This window comes from Microbacterium sp. NPDC089188 (assembly GCF_040685155.1).
In the GTDB taxonomy this organism is placed as follows: Bacteria; Actinomycetota; Actinomycetes; order Actinomycetales; family Microbacteriaceae; genus Microbacterium; species Microbacterium galbum.
On the sequence record NZ_JBFBHH010000001.1, the window covers coordinates 1,065,762 to 1,082,548 of the forward strand.

Genomic DNA, 16,787 nt, shown 5'->3' on the forward strand with positions numbered 1-16,787 from the left:
GCCGTGTCCGCACGGATCGGGGGGTGGGCCATGCCTGATCCGAACGTCACCGAGTCGCGGCTCACGCGCACCTCGGCCGCGACCATGGCCACGGGCTCGCGCACGTCGATCACCTCGACCGCCACCCGCCGGCAGCGCCGTATCGTGCGCGCCGTGGTGCAGGTCGCCGAGACATGGCGCGTCATCACCGAGGCGGTGGCCGCGGCCCTGTCGTGGGCGGGGCGCACCGTCCGTCCCGCCGGCGCCGTCGTCGCGATCGCGGCCACAGTGGGCCTCGCGCTCGGCGTCGTCTTCGGCTGGGTCGAGTGGATGGTGGCGGGCTCGGCGGCGCTGCTGCTGCTGCTCATGAGCGTCCCGTTCCTCTTCGGCGCACGCGCCTACGACGTCGATCTGGCTCTCGAGCACGAGCGCGTCACCGCCGGGAACGGCGTCACGGGCGAGATCGTCGTCCGCAACGACAGCTCGCGGCCGACGCTGCCGGGGCGTCTCGACATCCCCGTCGGTCGCGGTCTCGTCGAATTCGGGGTGCCGTTCCTGCGGCCGGGGCACAGCAGCACCGAGCCTCTCGAGATCCCGCCGCTGCCGCGCGGTGTCGTGCGCGTCGGGCCGGTGACCACCGTGCGCAGCGACCCGGTGGGACTGCTGCGACGCGAGCACGCCTTCGACGACGTCCACGACCTCTTCGTCCATCCGCGCACGGTCGGCCTGCCGTCCACGAGCGCCGGACTCGTCCGCGACCTCGAGGGCAACGCGACCCGGCGTCTCGTCGACGCGGACATGTCGTTCCACGCCATCCGCGAGTACGCTCCCGGCGACTCGCAGCGCCAGGTGCACTGGAAGTCCACGGCCAAGACCGGGCGCCTGATGGTACGCCAGTACGAGGAGTCGCGCCGCTCGCGGATGGCGGTCGTGCTCGCCGCTGCGACCCAGGAGTACGCGGATGCCGACGAGTACGAGCTCGCCGTCTCGGCCGCCGCCTCGTTGGGTCTGCGTGCCGTGCGCGATGCGCGCGACATCGACATCGTCACGGGCTCGGAGATCCCCCGCGTGGTGAAGGGCCGGCTCCGGGCGATCCGTCACATCCCGGTGGTCTCCCCGCGGGCGATGCTGGACGGGTTCAGCGCCATCCAGCGCCACGAGAACACCATGCCCGTCGAAGACGTCTGCCGGCTGGCATCCGAGGCGAACGAGCGCCTGTCGATCGCGTTCCTCGTCACCGGCTCCCTCGTGCCCCTCGCCCGCCTGCGGCAGGCGGCGCTCGCGTTCCCCGCCGACACCGCGGTCGCCGCGGTCATCTGCGACGAACGCGCGCACCCGCGGATGCAGAGCGTGGCGGGCCTCACCGTGCTCACCATCGGCACCCTCGACGACCTCTCCGGTCTTCTGGTGCGGGGAGCCACCTCGTGAGCGGCTCGCGCGACCGCGCGCCCCGGCGTCGCCGTGAGGCGTCGTCGGCTCCGCGGTGGACCGCCGCCGCGCTGTACACCGCGGTGTCCGCGGCGCTCGCCGCGGTGGCGGCATGGCCCATCTACACGGCCGTGTCGTTCCTCGTCCTCGTCGTCGCGGCATCCCTCGCCGGGGCGGCCGTGGTGACGCTCGTCGCGTGGCGGCGCGGGAGCGGATGGGCTCTCGCCGCCGGGCTCGTCGCCGCCTTCACGCTCCTGGCCGTCCCTCTCGCGGTGCCGTCGCGCCTGACGTCGCCGCTGGACGTGCTGCGCGGGCTCGGCGAGTCCTATGCCGGGGTGGTCGTCGCCTGGAAAGACCTGGTCACCGTCGACCTGCCGGTCGGTGCGTACCGCAACCTCCTGATCCCCGCCCTCGTGGTCTTCCTCGTCGGCACCGCGCTCGCCCTCGCGCTCGCGGGGCGCACCGACCGATGGGCGGCCATCGCGGTCGTCCCCGGTCTCGGGATGATCGGTTTCGGCCTGTTCTTCGGCCGCACGGCGACGAGCGCGCCGCTCACGATCGGACCCGTCGTCCTCGCCGCTCCCGTGGAGACGGTGGTGGGCCTGGCGGCGCTGCTGTCGGCCGTGCTGTGGCTGGCCTGGCGCGCCCACGACGAGCGTGCCCGCGCGCTCCGCCGCGCGAGCGAGGTCTCCGCCGCGCAGGTGGCCCCGGGGCGCTCCCGCACCGACCGCCGACGCGCCGCGCTCGGGGTGGCGATGGTCGCCCTCGCCGCGGTCGTCACGGTCGCCGTCGTGCCGTGGGTGTCGCGGGGAGCGGAGCGGGAGGTCCTCCGTTCCGCCGCCGGACCGCAGGAGCAGATCGCCGAGGCCGTGAGTCCCCTCGCGCAGTACCGCGCCATGTTCTCGGACGCCCGGGCCGACGAGGTGCTGTTCCGCGTGAGCGGCGAGGGGACCCTGCCCGAGCGCATCCGTCTGGCCACTCTCGATGCCTACGACGGAGAGATCTTCCGCGCCTCAGGCGAGGAGGGAGCGGGCTTCGTCCGCCTACCTTCGACCCGCGACGCCGGCGACGGTCGCACGATCGCAGCCGAGGTAGAGATCGTCGATCTCGACGGGATCTGGATGCCGACCGCCGGCCGTCTCGCCTCGGCGACGTTCGAGGGCGATCGGCGCGGCGCTCTGGCCGACCGCTTCTACTACAGTGCTTCCGCCGAAGCGGGGGTGCAGACCTCCGACGGAGGCCTGCGCGCGGGGGACCGCTACGAGCTCTCGGGTGTGGAGCCCGCCCCCGTCGACCTCGCGTCCGTGACAGCTCCCGGAGCGCCGCAGGGGGTGTCGGGCGGAGACAACCTGAAGAGGTGGGTCGAGGAGCACGCGACAGGCTCCGACGGCGCAGCCCTGCAGGCCCTCGTCCAGCTGCTCCGGGAGCGCGGTTATCTCAGCCACAGCCTGGCCGCGCCGGGCACCGCCGCTCCCGCGTGGACCGCCGACCTTCCCGGCTATCAGCTGCAGCCGAGCGCCTCGGGTCACTCCCTCGCGCGCATCGACCGCATGTTCGAGCGTCTCCTCGATCGCGAGGACGACCCGCGTGCGGAGGCGACCGGCAACTACGTCGCCGCCGTCGGCGACGACGAGCAGTTCGCGGTCGCGACGGCGCTCATCGCCCGCGAACTGGGCTTCCCCGCCCGCGTCGTCGTCGGTACGCGGTTGGAGACCGCCGACCCGACCCTGTCGGCGTGCGACGCGGGGGAGTGCCGACCGCGCGACCTGACCGCGTGGACGGAGGTCGAGGGCGCCGACGGTCGGTGGGCGGCCGTCGACGTCACCCCGCAGTGGGAGCAGTCGCCGAGCCTCGAGGTCACCCAGCAGCAGGACCCCGAGAACGTCACCGAGGTGCGTCCCGACACCGTCGAAGAGGTCGTCCCGCCCGAGCCCGTGCAGGAGGACGACTCCCGCGACGACGACTCCCGCACCGACGAGGGCATCGATCTCGCGTGGCTCTGGCCGCTGCTGCGCACCGCGGGCATCGCCGTGCTCGTCGTGCTGGTGCTGTTCGGGCCGTTCCTGGCCGTGCTCATCGCCAAGGCGCTGCGCCGCCGCGGCCGTCGACGCGACCCCGATCCGAGGGGAGCGATCGCCGGCGGGTGGGACGAGTACGTCGACGCCGGACTCGACGCGGGGCGTTCCGTGCCGCGTGCATCGACCCGTCGCGAGGTCGCTGACGCGTTCGCGACGCCCTCCGGCATCCGCCTGGCCGCTGATGCCGATCGCGCCGTGTTCGCCGCCGACCGGATCACCCCCGACGAGGTCACCGCCTTCTGGCGCATCGTCGACGACGAACGTCGCGTCCTCACCCGTCAGCGCGGCTTCTGGCGCCGAGTGCGCGCGGCCGTATCGTTGAGATCGTTCCTGCGGTTCCTCGCCCCCCGGCCTTCTCGGCGGGGGTCGCCGCATCGCGACGAGAGGGGGAAGCGTTCCGCCACGGCGGCGGGGCGCGACACGACATGACCGATTCGACGACGCTGGTCCTGGGAGCGAGCTCGCTCGCCCTGGTCGTGGTGCTGTACGTCTGGCTCGCCCTCGCCCTGGCCGCGATGTTCCGCAAGATCGGCGAGCCGGTCTGGAAGGCGTGGGTGCCGGTGGTCAACGTCGCCACCGTGCTGAAGCTCGGCGGGTTCTCGCCGTGGCTCGTGCTGATCAACCTCGTGCCCCTCTTCGGCTTCATCGCCTTCTACGTGGTCCTCGTCGTGGCGGTCCACCGCATCACCGTCGGATTCGGCGCGGGCGGCGGCCTCACCGTGCTGGGCGCCGTCTTCCTCGTCGTCTGGGCCAGCGTCCTCGGCTTCGGCTCCGCACGGTGGGAGGGCGACGCCGCCCGCGGTGCCGACGAGGACTCCGCACCCGTTCGCCGCGGACGCGACTTCCAGGGCCCGTACGTCCCGCTGATCGGCGGGTGGACGCCCGAGGCCGAGCCCGCCCCGGACGACCGCCCCGCAGCCGACCGCCCCGCAGCCGACCGCTTCGTCGACGCGGCGCCGCCGGTGTCGGAGCCGGTCGTGCAGCCCTTCGCCGCCCCCGCCGGTTCGTTGGCCGATGCGGTCCCGTCCCCGAGCGACTGGGCCCCGCCGACCGATCTCGCGCCGGCCCGTCTCGACGGACACCGCTCGACGGACCGGTCCGTTCCCGCCGCCTCCGGATCGGTCTTCGAGGTGCTCGACGCGCTGCGCGACGGCGCTCCCGCGGGGGCCGACGGGGCCGCGCCGCGAGATCGGGCCGATCAGCAGGCCGGGCCCGCCGACGTCGACAAGAAGCCGGATGCCGAGCAGTCCCCGGCGGGGTGGGTCCCGCGTTTCGCCGAGCCGCCGGCTGAGCCCGATGCCGACGCCCTCGCGACCCGCGCGCTGCTGCTGCCCGGAGCTCCCACCCGTGGCGCGTCACCGGCCGCGCGGCGCACGAGTGATCCCACCGATGTCGAGTCGGCCTCCCCCTCGGCGGCATCGGCGTCCCCCTCGGCGGATGCGGCACCCGACCATCCCGTCGACGACGGCCCGTCGCCGTGGGCTGCTCCCGCGCGCCGCGAGGCGGAGGAGCTGGACGAGGCGCCCGCGATCATCCCGGAGGCACCGCTCACGCGGCCCGCGCCGACGCCGGTTTCCGCTCCCCGCGTCTCCCGGACCCCCGCCGACGAGTTCCCCGAGCTCTCCGAAGCGGTCTCGGCCGTACCCGACGCCCCCGACGCGGGCGCTCCGCGCTCGGCCCGCACGTCGGTGTCGGCGTTGTACACGCGCCCGGAGGTCCCGTCGGACGACGACTTCGACGCTCTCGACCGCACGGTCGTGGCGCGGCGCAAGCGCATCCCATGGGCGCTGATCGCCCCCAACGGCGAGACGGTCGATCTGACGTCGTCGGTCGTCATCCTCGGCCGTCGTCCCGGCCCGGATGCCGCGCACCCCGACGCTCAGCTCGTCCCGATCGTCGACGACACGCGGACGGTCTCGAAGACGCACGCGCGCCTCGAGCTGCGCGGCGACACCTGGTACGTCACCGACCTGGAGTCGACGAACGGCGTGCTGTTCGCCACGCTCATGGGCACCGAGGTGGAAGCTCCTCCCGGCGAGGAGATCGAGGCGGGCGAACGGTTCTTCCTCGGCGACGCGGAGGTGCGCCTCACGCGGAGGAACGTGTGAGCGGCCCGTTCGATCGAGCGGACGATCCCGACGAGGTCACGCTGTGGGCGGGCCGACTGCGGGCCTGGCCGTCGAATCCGCCGGCCGCGGCCGACGGCGGCTCACCCGCGGCCGCCGACGCGGACGACCCCGACGACGCCACCGTGCGGTCCCACGCGGACGACCTCGACGACGCCACCGTGCGCTCCGACGTGCGGGAGCCGGACGACGCGACGGTGATCGCTCGTCGTGCGGATGCCGTTGCGGAGCCGGACGACGCGACGGTTATCGCCCGGCGCGTCGACACCGCAGCGGACGCCGACGATCGCACCGTGGTCGCGCGGCCCGCCGCTCCGGAGGCGGAGCTCGAGGACGCGACCGTGCGTCGTGCCCCGGTGCAGGAGCGCACGGCGCGCAGCCCGGAACTTCTCCCCGCCGACGACACCCAGCCGGGGCTCCGTGCCCGGCGCTCGTCCGCGCCCGCCGTCGACGAGCCACCCGACGACAGCACTCGACCGCGTCGCGCGCCCGACGGAGTCGACGACACCCAGGCGGGTACGCGCCGCGCGCGTCGTGCCGATGCGGCCGATGCCTCCGCGAGCCGACGGTCGGCGGACGCGGGACCGCAGGCCGTCGACGGGGCGGTGCGTGAGGCGCGCGTGCCCGCCGCCCTGGGGCGCGAGATCTACGATCCGCGGGTCGATGCGCCGATCCGGGTGGCGCGTTCCGTGCCGCCTGCGCGGTCCGGGCTCCGCGACCATCCCGCCCTCGTGCGGCCGCGGCCGGCTCGACGGGGCGCCTGGCGAGCACTGCTGATCGGTACCGCGGTGGTCCTGCTGCTGGCCGCCGGCGCGGCGGCGGCGGTGCTGCTCCTGGGCTGAGCGGGCGGCATCCTGACCGTCGGCTGGGGGAGACGCGTGCACGTTTGCCCGTCCTCCGGGGAACGCGTATCATTGAGCGGGTGTGCGTTCACGCGCGCCGTGCGTCGTGCCTTCGGGTAGGTCGTGCGGATCAACGCTCGCACCATCTCAGGGACTGGTCTGCGAACAGGTCACCCCCACGGCATATCCACCACAACCGCGTCCGATCATTCTGACGCGCGGTGGATCACACGTGAGCCCGACACGTCACGAATCGCAAGATGAGCGACATGACGGGGGAGACACGACCGCTGTCACCGTGCAGCACCCCGGGCGGCCCGAGAGGAACCGCCCGGCCAATCAAGGAGAGAACGTGCCAACCATTCAGCAGTTGGTTCGCAAGGGCCGCTCGCCGAAGGTCTCGAAGACCAAGGCTCCCGCGCTGAAGTCGAACCCCCAGCAGGCCGGCGTGTGCACCCGCGTGTACACGACGACCCCCAAGAAGCCGAACTCGGCCATGCGCAAGGTCGCCCGCGTCAAGCTGCGCAACGGCACCGAGGTCACCGCGTACATCCCCGGTGAGGGTCACAACCTCCAGGAGCACTCGCTCGTGCTCGTCCGTGGTGGTCGTGTGAAGGACCTCCCCGGTGTCCGCTACAAGATCGTCCGCGGTGCGCTCGACACCCAGGCTGTCAAGAACCGTAAGCAGGCTCGTAGCCGCTACGGCGCGAAGAAGGGCTGAGAACCATGCCTCGTAAGGGTCCCGCCCCGAAGCGTCCCGTCGTCAACGACCCGGTGTACGGCGCCCCCGTCGTCACCCAGCTGGTCAACAAGATCCTCGTCGACGGCAAGAAGTCCATCGCCGAGTCGATCGTCTACGACGCCCTCAAGGGTGTCGAGGCGAAGAACAGCCAGGACGCCGTCGCCACGCTGAAGAAGGCGCTCGACAACGTCCGTCCCACCCTCGAGGTCAAGAGCCGCCGCGTCGGTGGCTCGACCTACCAGGTTCCCGTCGAGGTCAAGCCGCACCGCGCCAACACGCTCGCGCTGCGCTGGCTCGTGAGCTACGCGAAGGGTCGTCGTGAGAAGACGATGACCGAGCGTCTGCAGAACGAGATCCTCGACGCCTCGAACGGCCTCGGTGCCGCGGTCAAGCGCCGCGAAGACACCCACAAGATGGCCGAGTCGAACCGCGCCTTCGCGCACTACCGCTGGTAAAACCCGCGGAGGGTCCGTGATCGAACCCCGGTCACGGACCCTCCGATGGGCCCGGCATCAACCTCCCAACAGGTAAGGAAGACACCCGTGGCACAAGACGTGCTCACCGACCTCCACAAGGTCCGCAACATCGGCATCATGGCGCACATCGATGCCGGCAAGACGACGACGACCGAGCGCATCCTGTTCTACACGGGCGTCAACCACAAGATCGGCGAGACGCACGACGGTGCGGCCACGACCGACTGGATGGAGCAGGAGCAGGAGCGTGGCATCACGATCACCTCCGCTGCTGTGACGTGCTTCTGGGAAAAGAACCAGATCAACATCATCGACACCCCCGGTCACGTCGACTTCACCGTCGAGGTGGAGCGTTCGCTCCGCGTGCTCGACGGTGCCGTCGCCGTCTTCGACGGCAAGGAGGGCGTCGAGCCCCAGTCCGAGACCGTGTGGCGTCAGGCCGACAAGTACGACGTCCCCCGCATCTGCTTCGTCAACAAGATGGACAAGCTGGGCGCCGACTTCTACTTCACGGTCGACACCATCGTCAACCGCCTGAAGGCCAAGCCCCTGGTGCTCCAGATCCCGATCGGTGCCGAGAACGACTTCGTCGGCGTCGTCGACCTGGTCTACATGCGTGCCCTGGTCTGGCCCGGCGACGCCAAGGGTGATGTCACCATGGGCGCCAAGTACGAGATCCAGGAGATCCCGGCCGACCTCGTCGAGAAGGCGCAGGAGTACCGCGAGAAGCTCCTCGAGACCGTCGCCGAGTCCGACGACGCCCTGCTCGAGAAGTACTTCGGTGGCGAAGAGCTCACCCACGAGGAGATCAAGGGCGCCATCCGCAAGATGACGATCGCCAGCGAGGTCTACCCCGTGTTGTGCGGTTCGGCGTTCAAGAACCGCGGCGTGCAGCCCATGCTCGACGCCGTGGTCGACTACCTCCCCTCGCCCCTGGACGTGCCCGCCATCGAGGCGCACGACCCCAAGGACGAAGAGGTCGTCATCGAGCGTCACGCCGACCGCGAGGAGCCCTTCGCGGCGCTCGCGTTCAAGATCGTGACGCACCCGTTCTTCGGTCGCCTCACCTACATCCGCGTGTACTCGGGTCACCTCGACTCCGGTGCCCAGGTCGTCAACGCGACCAAGGGCAAGAAGGAGCGCATCGGGAAGATCTTCCAGATGCACGCCAACAAGGAGATGCCGGTCGACTCCGTCACCGCCGGTCACATCTACGCGGTCATTGGTCTGAAGGACACCACCACCGGTGACACCCTCTGCGACCCGCAGAACCAGGTCGTCCTCGAGTCGATGACGTTCCCGGAGCCGGTCATCGAGGTCGCCATCGAGCCCAAGACCAAGGCCGACCAGGAGAAGCTGGGTGTCGCCATCCAGAAGCTCGCCGAAGAAGACCCGACGTTCCGCGTCGAGCAGAACGCCGAGACCGGTCAGACCGTCATCAAGGGCATGGGCGAGCTCCACCTCGACATCCTGGTCGACCGCATGAAGCGCGAGTTCAAGGTCGAGGCCAACGTCGGAAAGCCCCAGGTGGCGTACCGCGAGACCATCCGCAAGGCGGTCGAGCGTCACGACTACACCCACAAGAAGCAGACCGGTGGTTCGGGTCAGTTCGCGAAGATCCAGTTCGCGATCGAGCCCCTCGAGGTCACGGCCGACAAGACCTACGAGTTCGAGAACAAGGTCACCGGTGGTCGTATCCCGCGCGAGTACATCTCGCCGACCGACCAGGGCTTCCAGGACGCCATGAACGTCGGCGTGCTCGCCGGCTACCCCATGGTGGGTGTCAAGGCGATCCTCCTCGACGGTGCTTCGCACGACGTCGACTCGTCGGAAATGGCGTTCAAGATCGCCGGCTCGATGGGCTTCAAGGAGGCCGTCCGCAAGGCGAACCCCACCATCCTCGAGCCGATCATGGCCGTCGAGGTGCGTACTCCCGAGGAGTACATGGGCGACGTCATCGGCGACCTGAACTCGCGTCGCGGCCAGATCCAGTCGATGGAAGACGCCGCCGGCGTCAAGGTCGTCCGGGCCAACGTGCCGCTGTCCGAGATGTTCGGCTACATCGGTGACCTGCGCTCGAAGACCTCGGGCCGTGCCGTCTACTCGATGGAGTTCGACAGCTACGCCGACGTCCCGAAGGCCGTGGCCGACGAGATCGTCCAGAAGAACAAGGGCGAGTAACACCGCTCTCACGGATGCCGGGAATCCCGGGTTCTGCTCGGGTTCCCGGCATCCGCACAAACTGAATACCGACTCTCTAGTAATCTGAGAACCATCCCCGCGAAGAATCGGTCGCAATCCAGCGCCCGAGACCTCGCAACCAACGTCCTGAGGAGGACCCAGTGGCTAAGGCCAAGTTCGAGCGGACCAAGCCGCACGTGAACATCGGAACGATCGGTCACGTCGACCACGGCAAGACCACGCTCACCGCTGCCATCTCGAAGGTGCTCGCCGACAAGTTCCCGTCGGCCACCAACGTTCAGCGTGACTTCGCGTCGATCGACTCCGCGCCCGAAGAGCGTCAGCGCGGTATCACGATCAACATCTCGCACGTCGAGTACGAGACCCCCAAGCGTCACTACGCTCACGTCGACGCCCCCGGTCACGCCGACTACATCAAGAACATGATCACCGGTGCCGCTCAGATGGACGGCGCGATCCTCGTGGTCGCCGCCACCGACGGCCCGATGGCTCAGACCCGCGAGCACGTCCTGCTCGCCAAGCAGGTCGGCGTGCCCTACCTGCTCGTCGCGCTGAACAAGAGCGACATGGTCGACGACGAGGAGATCCTGGAGCTCGTCGAGCTCGAGGTCCGCGAGCTCCTGTCGTCGCAGGACTTCGACGGCGACAACGCCCCCGTCGTGCGCGTCTCGGGCCTGAAGGCTCTCGAGGGTGACGAGCAGTGGGTCAACTCGATCGTCGAGCTCATGGAGGCCGTCGACTCCTCCATCCCCGACCCGGTGCGTGACAAGGACAAGCCCTTCCTCATGCCCATCGAGGACGTCTTCACCATCACCGGTCGTGGAACGGTCGTCACGGGTCGCGCCGAGCGCGGTACCCTCGCGATCAACTCCGAGGTCGAGATCGTCGGCATCCGCCCGACGCAGAAGACCACGGTCACGGGTATCGAGATGTTCCACAAGCAGCTCGACGAGGCCTGGGCCGGCGAGAACTGTGGTCTGCTCCTCCGCGGCACCAAGCGTGACGACGTCGAGCGCGGCCAGGTCGTCGTGAAGCCCGGTTCGGTCACCCCGCACACCAACTTCGAGGGCACGGCGTACATCCTGTCCAAGGAAGAGGGCGGCCGCCACAACCCGTTCTTCACGAACTACCGCCCGCAGTTCTACTTCCGCACCACCGACGTGACCGGCGTCATCACGCTGCCCGAGGGCACCGAGATGGTCATGCCCGGTGACACCACGGAGATGTCGGTCGAGCTCATCCAGCCCATCGCCATGGAAGAGGGCCTCGGCTACGCGATCCGTGAGGGTGGCCGCACCGTCGGTGCCGGTACCGTCACCAAGATCCTCAAGTAAGTCCTTCCAGACTTCACTCGGCACAGGCCGGGCCTTCGGGCCCGGCCTTTGTCGTTTCCCGATGCCGTTGACGGCGCCGCCGTACGTCGAGACCGAGCGCGGCGATCGTCCGTGCCCGCTCGTGCGTGATAGTCCGTGTCCGTGTCCGTGTCCGTGTCCGTGTCCGTGCCCCCACCGCGGGGACGGGAACAGGGGCGGGGCGGATGAAACCCGTAAGCTGATCGGGTGAGTGACGCCCCCGCCGAGCCCAATCGCCGCTCCCGCCGCGAGGCGCGCGCGACCTCTGAGAGCCCCATCGCACCTGACGTGTTCGATGGACTCGTCGACCGCGGGGGAGATGCCGCGACCCGGCCCTTCGACGCGTCGGACCGCCGTCGCGACGCGGTCGAGGCTGACCGCCCGCGCACGCCTGCCACGGCTCGGTCGGAAGCCGTCGCGCCGCGCGAGCGCATCGCCTCCGGTTTCGTCGGCACCTGGAAGCCGCTCGCGGCAGCCGCTGGTGCTCTCGTCATTGCGGTCGCCGTCGGTTCGCTGGCCTCCGTCGCCTTCGACGGTGCGACCGGTCGCAGCGTAGGCAGCGTCCTCGCCGCATTCCTGCTCGGTGCGACGGGAATGTCACTGATGGTGCGCACGCGCCTCGCCGGGTTCTTCTCGCTGCGCGGGCTCGACGTGCTCTGGGCGCTCGTCGCCGGGGCTGTTCTGCCGTTCATCACCGGCGTCTTCGCGAGCAACCTCGGCTTCCCGGCCCTCGCCGCCCTGTCTCCGCGCTGGCTGCTGCTGGGCGTCGTCGCTCCCTTCGTCGTGGTGCTGGGGCTGACCTTCTTCGCCATCGCTTTCGTCTACCCGGCTGCGGAAACCTTCGCGGCGACCTACCTGTCCCCGGTGTGGTCTCGTGTGGTGGCGGGCGCCGTCTCGGCGGTCGCTTTCGCGATCGTCCCGCTGGTGTTCTCTGGGACGGTGTCCGGGATGCCGCGCGCGCTGCTCATCGGCCTGGGCATCGCCGCATCCGTGTTTGTGGCTCTTTCCCGGCGCGTGTGGGGTCCCGTGTTGATGAGCATGGTCTTCACTGCCGTGTGGGTGGCCATGTCGGTTGCGGGTTACGTCCTCGCCTGACGACGCCTGAGGGGCGTCAGCGGCCGCGCAGCACCGGCGTCGCGGCGACCGAGAGCGCAGCCAGAGAGGCGAGCTGGACGGTTGCGACTCCGGCGGCGGCCCCGGCCACTCCCGCAGCCGCTGCTCCGATGAGCACTGCCGGCACGATCAGTACCGCTCCTACACACACCGACGCGAGGTACGCGCCGTCGCGTCCACTCGGGAGCACCACGCACATTCCGAGCGCCGTCGCCAGGGTCATCGCGGCGAGGGCGACGCCGCCGAAGAGTGCGGTGGGGGCGCTGAGCTCGAATCCAGGACCGAGCGCGATCGGGGTGGCCCAGGGGACGACGAGGGCGAAGGCGCCCCCGAGACCCAGGGCGAGCAGGGCGTGGACGCCGACCGCGCGGCGCATGCGACGCAGCCCCGCCGCGCCGTCCGCCGACGCGACCCAGCCCTGGAAGGACCCGGTGACCATGTACACGCCGATGTAGCCGTACTTGAGCACCCGATCGAAGGGCGCGAAGCCGACGGCGGCGGGCGAGGTGGCGACACCGAGCGCCGACAGCGGCGCCGTCTCGGAGAAGGTCAGGAGCCCTGCGGAGAGGGCGGTGCGCCATCCACGGCGGTAGGCGTTCCCGGCATCCGTCAGGGCGGCGCGAGCCGAGAACTGCTCGCGCAGTCCGATGAGCCACGTCGAGGTGAGGAAGGCGGCGAGGGTGCCGACGAGCAGCACGAGGGGATAGACGAGAGGGATGCCGGTGAGCAGCGCCGCGAGGGCGCCGGCGAGGTTCAGCACGATACGGGGGAGGGCGTCGAAGACGAGCGACAGCAGGGGGCGACCGATGCCGACGGCGTACCAGCTGAGGGACAGGCCCTGGAGCGAGAACGCCAGCGCCGAGACGACCGCGAGGGCGTGGTCATCGGCGTGGCTCGCGATCGCGGCGACCAGCGCGACCAGCGGCAGGACGACCACGCTGTTGGCTCCGCGCACGAGGATGCTCGCCCGGAAGACGCGGGAGGGGTGGTTCGAGCGCGCCGCCTCGACGGGCCCGCGCACGGCCCACCCGAACGTGATGATGGTCGCCGCGAGCGTGCCCAGTGCCTGTCCGATCGCGATCTCGGCGAACCCGGTGGGGCCGGCGGCGCGGGTGATCAGGGGGAGGGCGATGAGGGGCGAGATCGCGGACAGGGCCGAGACGGCGGTCAGCAGCGCGACGCTGCGCGCGCGGTGGGGTCGCGGGGCCTCAGGCGCGGGTGAGGTCACGTTCGTCCTCGGTGAGGGGCCGCAGCAGTACAGCGATGAGGATCCACGTGATGGCGAACCAGAACATGCTCGTAAGCGTCGCCGAGAGCAGGTACGACGCGAGCAGGCCGGCCGCGACGGGCTTCCGTTCTCGAGGCACGTAGACGAAGACGGCGACGAACAGGGCGATGAGCAGGCCGAGGCCCACGATGCCGCCGTCGTAGAGCACCTGCACGGGCAGCATGATGATGTGCCCGCTGATCCCAGGGGTGCCGGGCTGCTCGTGGCGCAAGCCGAAGGTGTTCGTCCCGTTGCCGAGCCAGAGGTTGACGCCCGTCATTTCCTGCGCGGCGAGCTGCGCTACCTCGACGCGGAACGCGATCGTGCCGCCCTGGAAGTCGACGTCGCCGATCTTGTTCTGCTGCTCGGGGTTGGTCGGGTCGGGCTCGCGGGTGGGGGCGGGGGTGGGCGTCGCGCCGGGGGCGATCGCGCTGGAGGCGGTGGGGGCGGCGGTCGGCGGGAGGGTCCGGTCGGCCGGGGCCGTGCCACCGAGGGCCGCGACGATGCCGTAGGTGACGATGAGGCTGCCGACGAGGACCCCCGCAGGTACGATGCGCCGCAGTCGCTCTCGCCGGGCGGACCGGTGCGAGAACAGCGTGTACACGGCGAAGACGCCGAGTCCGAGGACGAGGCTGAACACCGCGGTGCGCGTCTGCGAGGCGACGAGCCCGAGGGGGACGCTGACCGTGATCGCCGCGACCTCCCACCGCCCGATGCCGCGACGGGTGATCGTCAGCAGCGTCCAGAAGATCAGGATGGACGCGTAGATGTTGGCTTCGAGCGCCGTCACACGCGCGACGTAGACCTCGTAGAGGTAGTCGAAGTCGGCGCCGAGCGCGACCCGTCCGCGGGTGAGGTTCGCGACGGCGTAGGCGGCGAAGCCCACCAGTGCCCACGGTGCGACCGACAACCGCCCCAGTCGTCCGGCGAGCTCCGCCCCCTCGGCGATCGCCATGAGCGACACCAGCAGGAGCAGGTCGATCACGAGCCAGATGAGGATCGACGCGCTCCACGTCAGACTCGGCGAGAAGATGAGCGTCGTCACGACGTTCCAGGCGACGAAGGCCGCGAAGACGAGCGGAACCGGATGCCGGAGGGCGCGCAGGAACGCCGGCCGGAGCGCCGGATGCAGCGTCATCCACGCCGCGAGCACGAGCGGCACCACCTGCTCCACCCGCACGCGGAACCCGAGGACCTCGGCATCGTAGCGGCCGAGGAAAGAACTGACGACGACAGCGCCGACGAGCACCAGGGTGAGCAGGCGCGTGCGTCCCGTGAGGGTCGGGCGGGCGTAGGCGGTCGCGGTGGGGAGGATCATGAGCCGGCGACGAGGTCCCAGAGTTCGGCGCGGATGCGTCGGTCGAACGTGTCACGTGCGAAGAGCTTCTCGAAGCGCTCCCGAGCGGCCGCGGCGGCGTCGCGGATGCTGTCCTCGTCGAGCGAGTCGAGTGCCGCGGCCCATGCCTCGACGTCCCCGGGGGGCACGACCAGCGGACTGTCGCCCACGATCTCCCGGAGGCCTCCGGCGTCGCTCACGAGCAGGGCGCGGCCGGCGCCGAGAGCCTCGATCGCGATGGTGGGGAGCGGATCGGGGAGCACGCTGGGGACGACGACGACATGTGCCGTGTCGAGGTGCGAGCGGACGTCGGGGGTGCGCCCGACGACCGTGATCTGCGAGCCCCGCGCCGAGTCCTCCACGATCGCGCGCACGTCGACGGCCTCGCCGATGGGCGGTGCATCGCCCAGGATCTCGAGGGTGAGGTCGGAGCGCGACGCTCGGTTCCACGCGGCCAGGAAGACGCGGTGTCCCTTCCACGCGTTCCATCGGCTCGCGATGACGACGCGGATCCCGTTCGCGAACGACGGCAGGTCGGTCGGCGGTGCGGTGTCGAAGCCGTTGTGAACGACGGTCGTGCGCCCCCGAAGGTGAGACGGGAGCGCGCGGGCGACCGCGGAACTGACCGCGATGATGTGGTGCGCGTAGCGGAGGAACGGGATGACGGATCGCGACCGGGCATCGATGTGTTCGTGCAGGTGGAGCACGACGCGTGCACCGCTCAGACGGGCCGGGGGAGCGGTCAGCGCCGCTGCGGCGGTGTTGACGTACACGAGCCTGGGGCGGGCGGCGACGAGGCGCACCCCGGTCGAGAGGGCGCGCATGGCCAGGCCGACCAGGCGGGTGGGTCGCAGGTAGGCGCGGCGCATGATCGGGAGGGGGAGGTGGCGCACGACGATGCCGCGGGCCGAAAGGGCGCTCGACAGTTCGCGCTCGGGATAGTCGACGTCCGTGGGCAGCCACACCTCCAGATCGAGATCGTCGGGAACCGTGCGCAACACCTCCAGCAGCACGCGGTCCGCGCCGTACATCTCGTCGGACGGGTGGATGACGATGGCTCGTCGACGGGTCACGAAACGCTCCGCGTCTTGATTTCGCGCGCCGGGATGCCCCCGTACACCGCGCCGGCGGGAACGTCACGCGTCACGACCGCGCCCGCGGCTACGACCGCTCCGTCGCCGATCGACACGCCCGAGGTGATGGTCACGCCGCTGGCGATCCAGCATCCCGAACCGATCGTGATGGGCGACCAGTGCACGCCCTGGGATTTCACGTCGGCGGTGGGATCGGCCATCACGTGATCCTCCGCGAAGACGCGGACGCCGGGGCCGAGCATGGTCTTGTCGCCGATAACGACCCCTCCGGAGCAGCCGATGTAGCAGCCCGGCGACAGGCTGCTGCCGTCGCCCATCACGAGGCCGACGCCGATGGCGCGCGAGTAATAACTGCTGGGACGGATGAGAGTGCCGGTCCCGATGGACACACCGTTGCCGAGTCGGATGCCGTCGCGGCTGAGGCCTTGGATCTCGGCGTAGTCCTCGACGACGAGATCGGCCCCGACATGCACGAGGTGGGGGTTGCGCACGCGCACTCCGCGGCCGATGAGGGGAACGCCTCCCCGCGATCCTAGGCGCGGCGCGAGCACGGCGCCTCGCACCGCCATCGGACCGACCTTCGCCGCCAGCTGAACACTGACCACGGGCCACCGGTCGCTTCCGGCCTCGCTGAGCCGCTGGCGCTGCTCGCCGATGATCTTCTGCACGATACCCATGACGGTTCAGCGGGTCCTTTCGGGACGCATGAAGCCGGGCACGACATCGTGGGCCGGTGTGACGGGGGGCACGCG

General features: G+C 70.6%; 13 protein-coding genes. 9 read left to right on the top strand and 4 right to left on the bottom strand.

Features of this window, described 5'->3' with window-relative positions; genetic code table 11:
• Positions 1-30 precede the first annotated feature (30 nt).
• The 9 genes from AB0N80_RS04835 to AB0N80_RS04875 all read left to right on the top strand — a co-directional run bounded on the left by AB0N80_RS04835 (position 31) and on the right by AB0N80_RS04875 (position 12,320).
• Complete coding sequence (locus tag AB0N80_RS04835) at positions 31-1,407, top strand: DUF58 domain-containing protein (protein ID WP_363577874.1); 1,377 nt, start codon at positions 31-33, stop codon at positions 1,405-1,407.
• A complete protein-coding gene (locus AB0N80_RS04840) occupies positions 1,404-3,914 on the top strand; it encodes a transglutaminase domain-containing protein (RefSeq protein ID WP_363577876.1) in 2,511 nt (836 codons plus the stop codon). Before AB0N80_RS04835 ends, AB0N80_RS04840 begins: the two co-directional genes overlap by 4 nt.
• Positions 3,911-5,593 carry a DUF5684 domain-containing protein gene (locus AB0N80_RS04845; protein WP_363577878.1) on the top strand — a complete coding sequence of 561 codons (1,683 nt, stop codon included), beginning with the start codon at positions 3,911-3,913 and terminating at the stop codon, positions 5,591-5,593. Before AB0N80_RS04840 ends, AB0N80_RS04845 begins: the two co-directional genes overlap by 4 nt.
• Positions 5,590-6,453 carry a hypothetical protein gene (locus AB0N80_RS04850; protein ID WP_363577880.1) on the top strand — a complete coding sequence of 288 codons (864 nt, stop codon included), beginning with the start codon at positions 5,590-5,592 and terminating at the stop codon, positions 6,451-6,453. Before AB0N80_RS04845 ends, AB0N80_RS04850 begins: the two co-directional genes overlap by 4 nt.
• Before the next feature lie 352 nt (positions 6,454-6,805).
• Positions 6,806-7,174, top strand: a complete 369-nt coding sequence (rpsL, locus tag AB0N80_RS04855; RefSeq protein ID WP_013584051.1) for a 30S ribosomal protein S12 — start codon at positions 6,806-6,808, stop codon at positions 7,172-7,174.
• Positions 7,175-7,179: 5 nt separating this feature from the next.
• Positions 7,180-7,650: a 30S ribosomal protein S7 gene (rpsG, locus tag AB0N80_RS04860; protein ID WP_013584050.1), complete on the top strand. Its 471-nt coding sequence runs from the start codon at positions 7,180-7,182 to the stop codon at positions 7,648-7,650.
• An 87-nt stretch (positions 7,651-7,737) separates the two neighbouring features.
• Positions 7,738-9,852, top strand: a complete 2,115-nt coding sequence (fusA, locus tag AB0N80_RS04865) for an elongation factor G (RefSeq protein WP_076673646.1) — start codon at positions 7,738-7,740, stop codon at positions 9,850-9,852.
• A gap of 161 nt (positions 9,853-10,013) precedes the next feature.
• A complete protein-coding gene (gene tuf / locus AB0N80_RS04870) occupies positions 10,014-11,207 on the top strand; it encodes an elongation factor Tu (RefSeq protein WP_076673648.1) in 1,194 nt (397 codons plus the stop codon).
• A 225-nt stretch (positions 11,208-11,432) separates the two neighbouring features.
• Positions 11,433-12,320: a hypothetical protein gene (locus AB0N80_RS04875; protein ID WP_363577882.1), complete on the top strand. Its 888-nt coding sequence runs from the start codon at positions 11,433-11,435 to the stop codon at positions 12,318-12,320.
• Between the two features lie 16 nt (positions 12,321-12,336).
• Here AB0N80_RS04875 and AB0N80_RS04880 read toward each other — a convergent pair whose 3' ends face one another.
• Genes AB0N80_RS04880 through AB0N80_RS04895 form a run of 4 tightly spaced genes read right to left on the bottom strand, consistent with a single transcriptional unit; the run spans position 12,337 to position 16,712 of the window.
• The gene (locus tag AB0N80_RS04880; protein ID WP_363577884.1) at positions 12,337-13,566 is read right to left on the bottom strand and encodes a hypothetical protein; all 1,230 of its coding nucleotides are present in this window, start codon (positions 13,564-13,566) and stop codon (positions 12,337-12,339) included.
• Positions 13,547-14,923: a hypothetical protein gene (locus AB0N80_RS04885; RefSeq protein WP_363577886.1), complete on the bottom strand. Its 1,377-nt coding sequence runs from the start codon at positions 14,921-14,923 to the stop codon at positions 13,547-13,549. The genes AB0N80_RS04880 and AB0N80_RS04885 overlap by 20 nt, the downstream gene beginning before the upstream one ends.
• On the bottom strand, positions 14,920-16,014 hold the full coding sequence (locus AB0N80_RS04890) for a glycosyltransferase family 4 protein (protein WP_363577888.1): 1,095 nt from the start codon (positions 16,012-16,014) through the stop codon (positions 14,920-14,922). The genes AB0N80_RS04885 and AB0N80_RS04890 overlap by 4 nt, the downstream gene beginning before the upstream one ends.
• Entirely contained in the window at positions 16,011-16,712 is a 702-nt protein-coding gene (locus AB0N80_RS04895; protein WP_363577890.1) for an acyltransferase, read from the bottom strand. The genes AB0N80_RS04890 and AB0N80_RS04895 overlap by 4 nt, the downstream gene beginning before the upstream one ends.
• Positions 16,713-16,787: the final 75 nt, after the last annotated feature.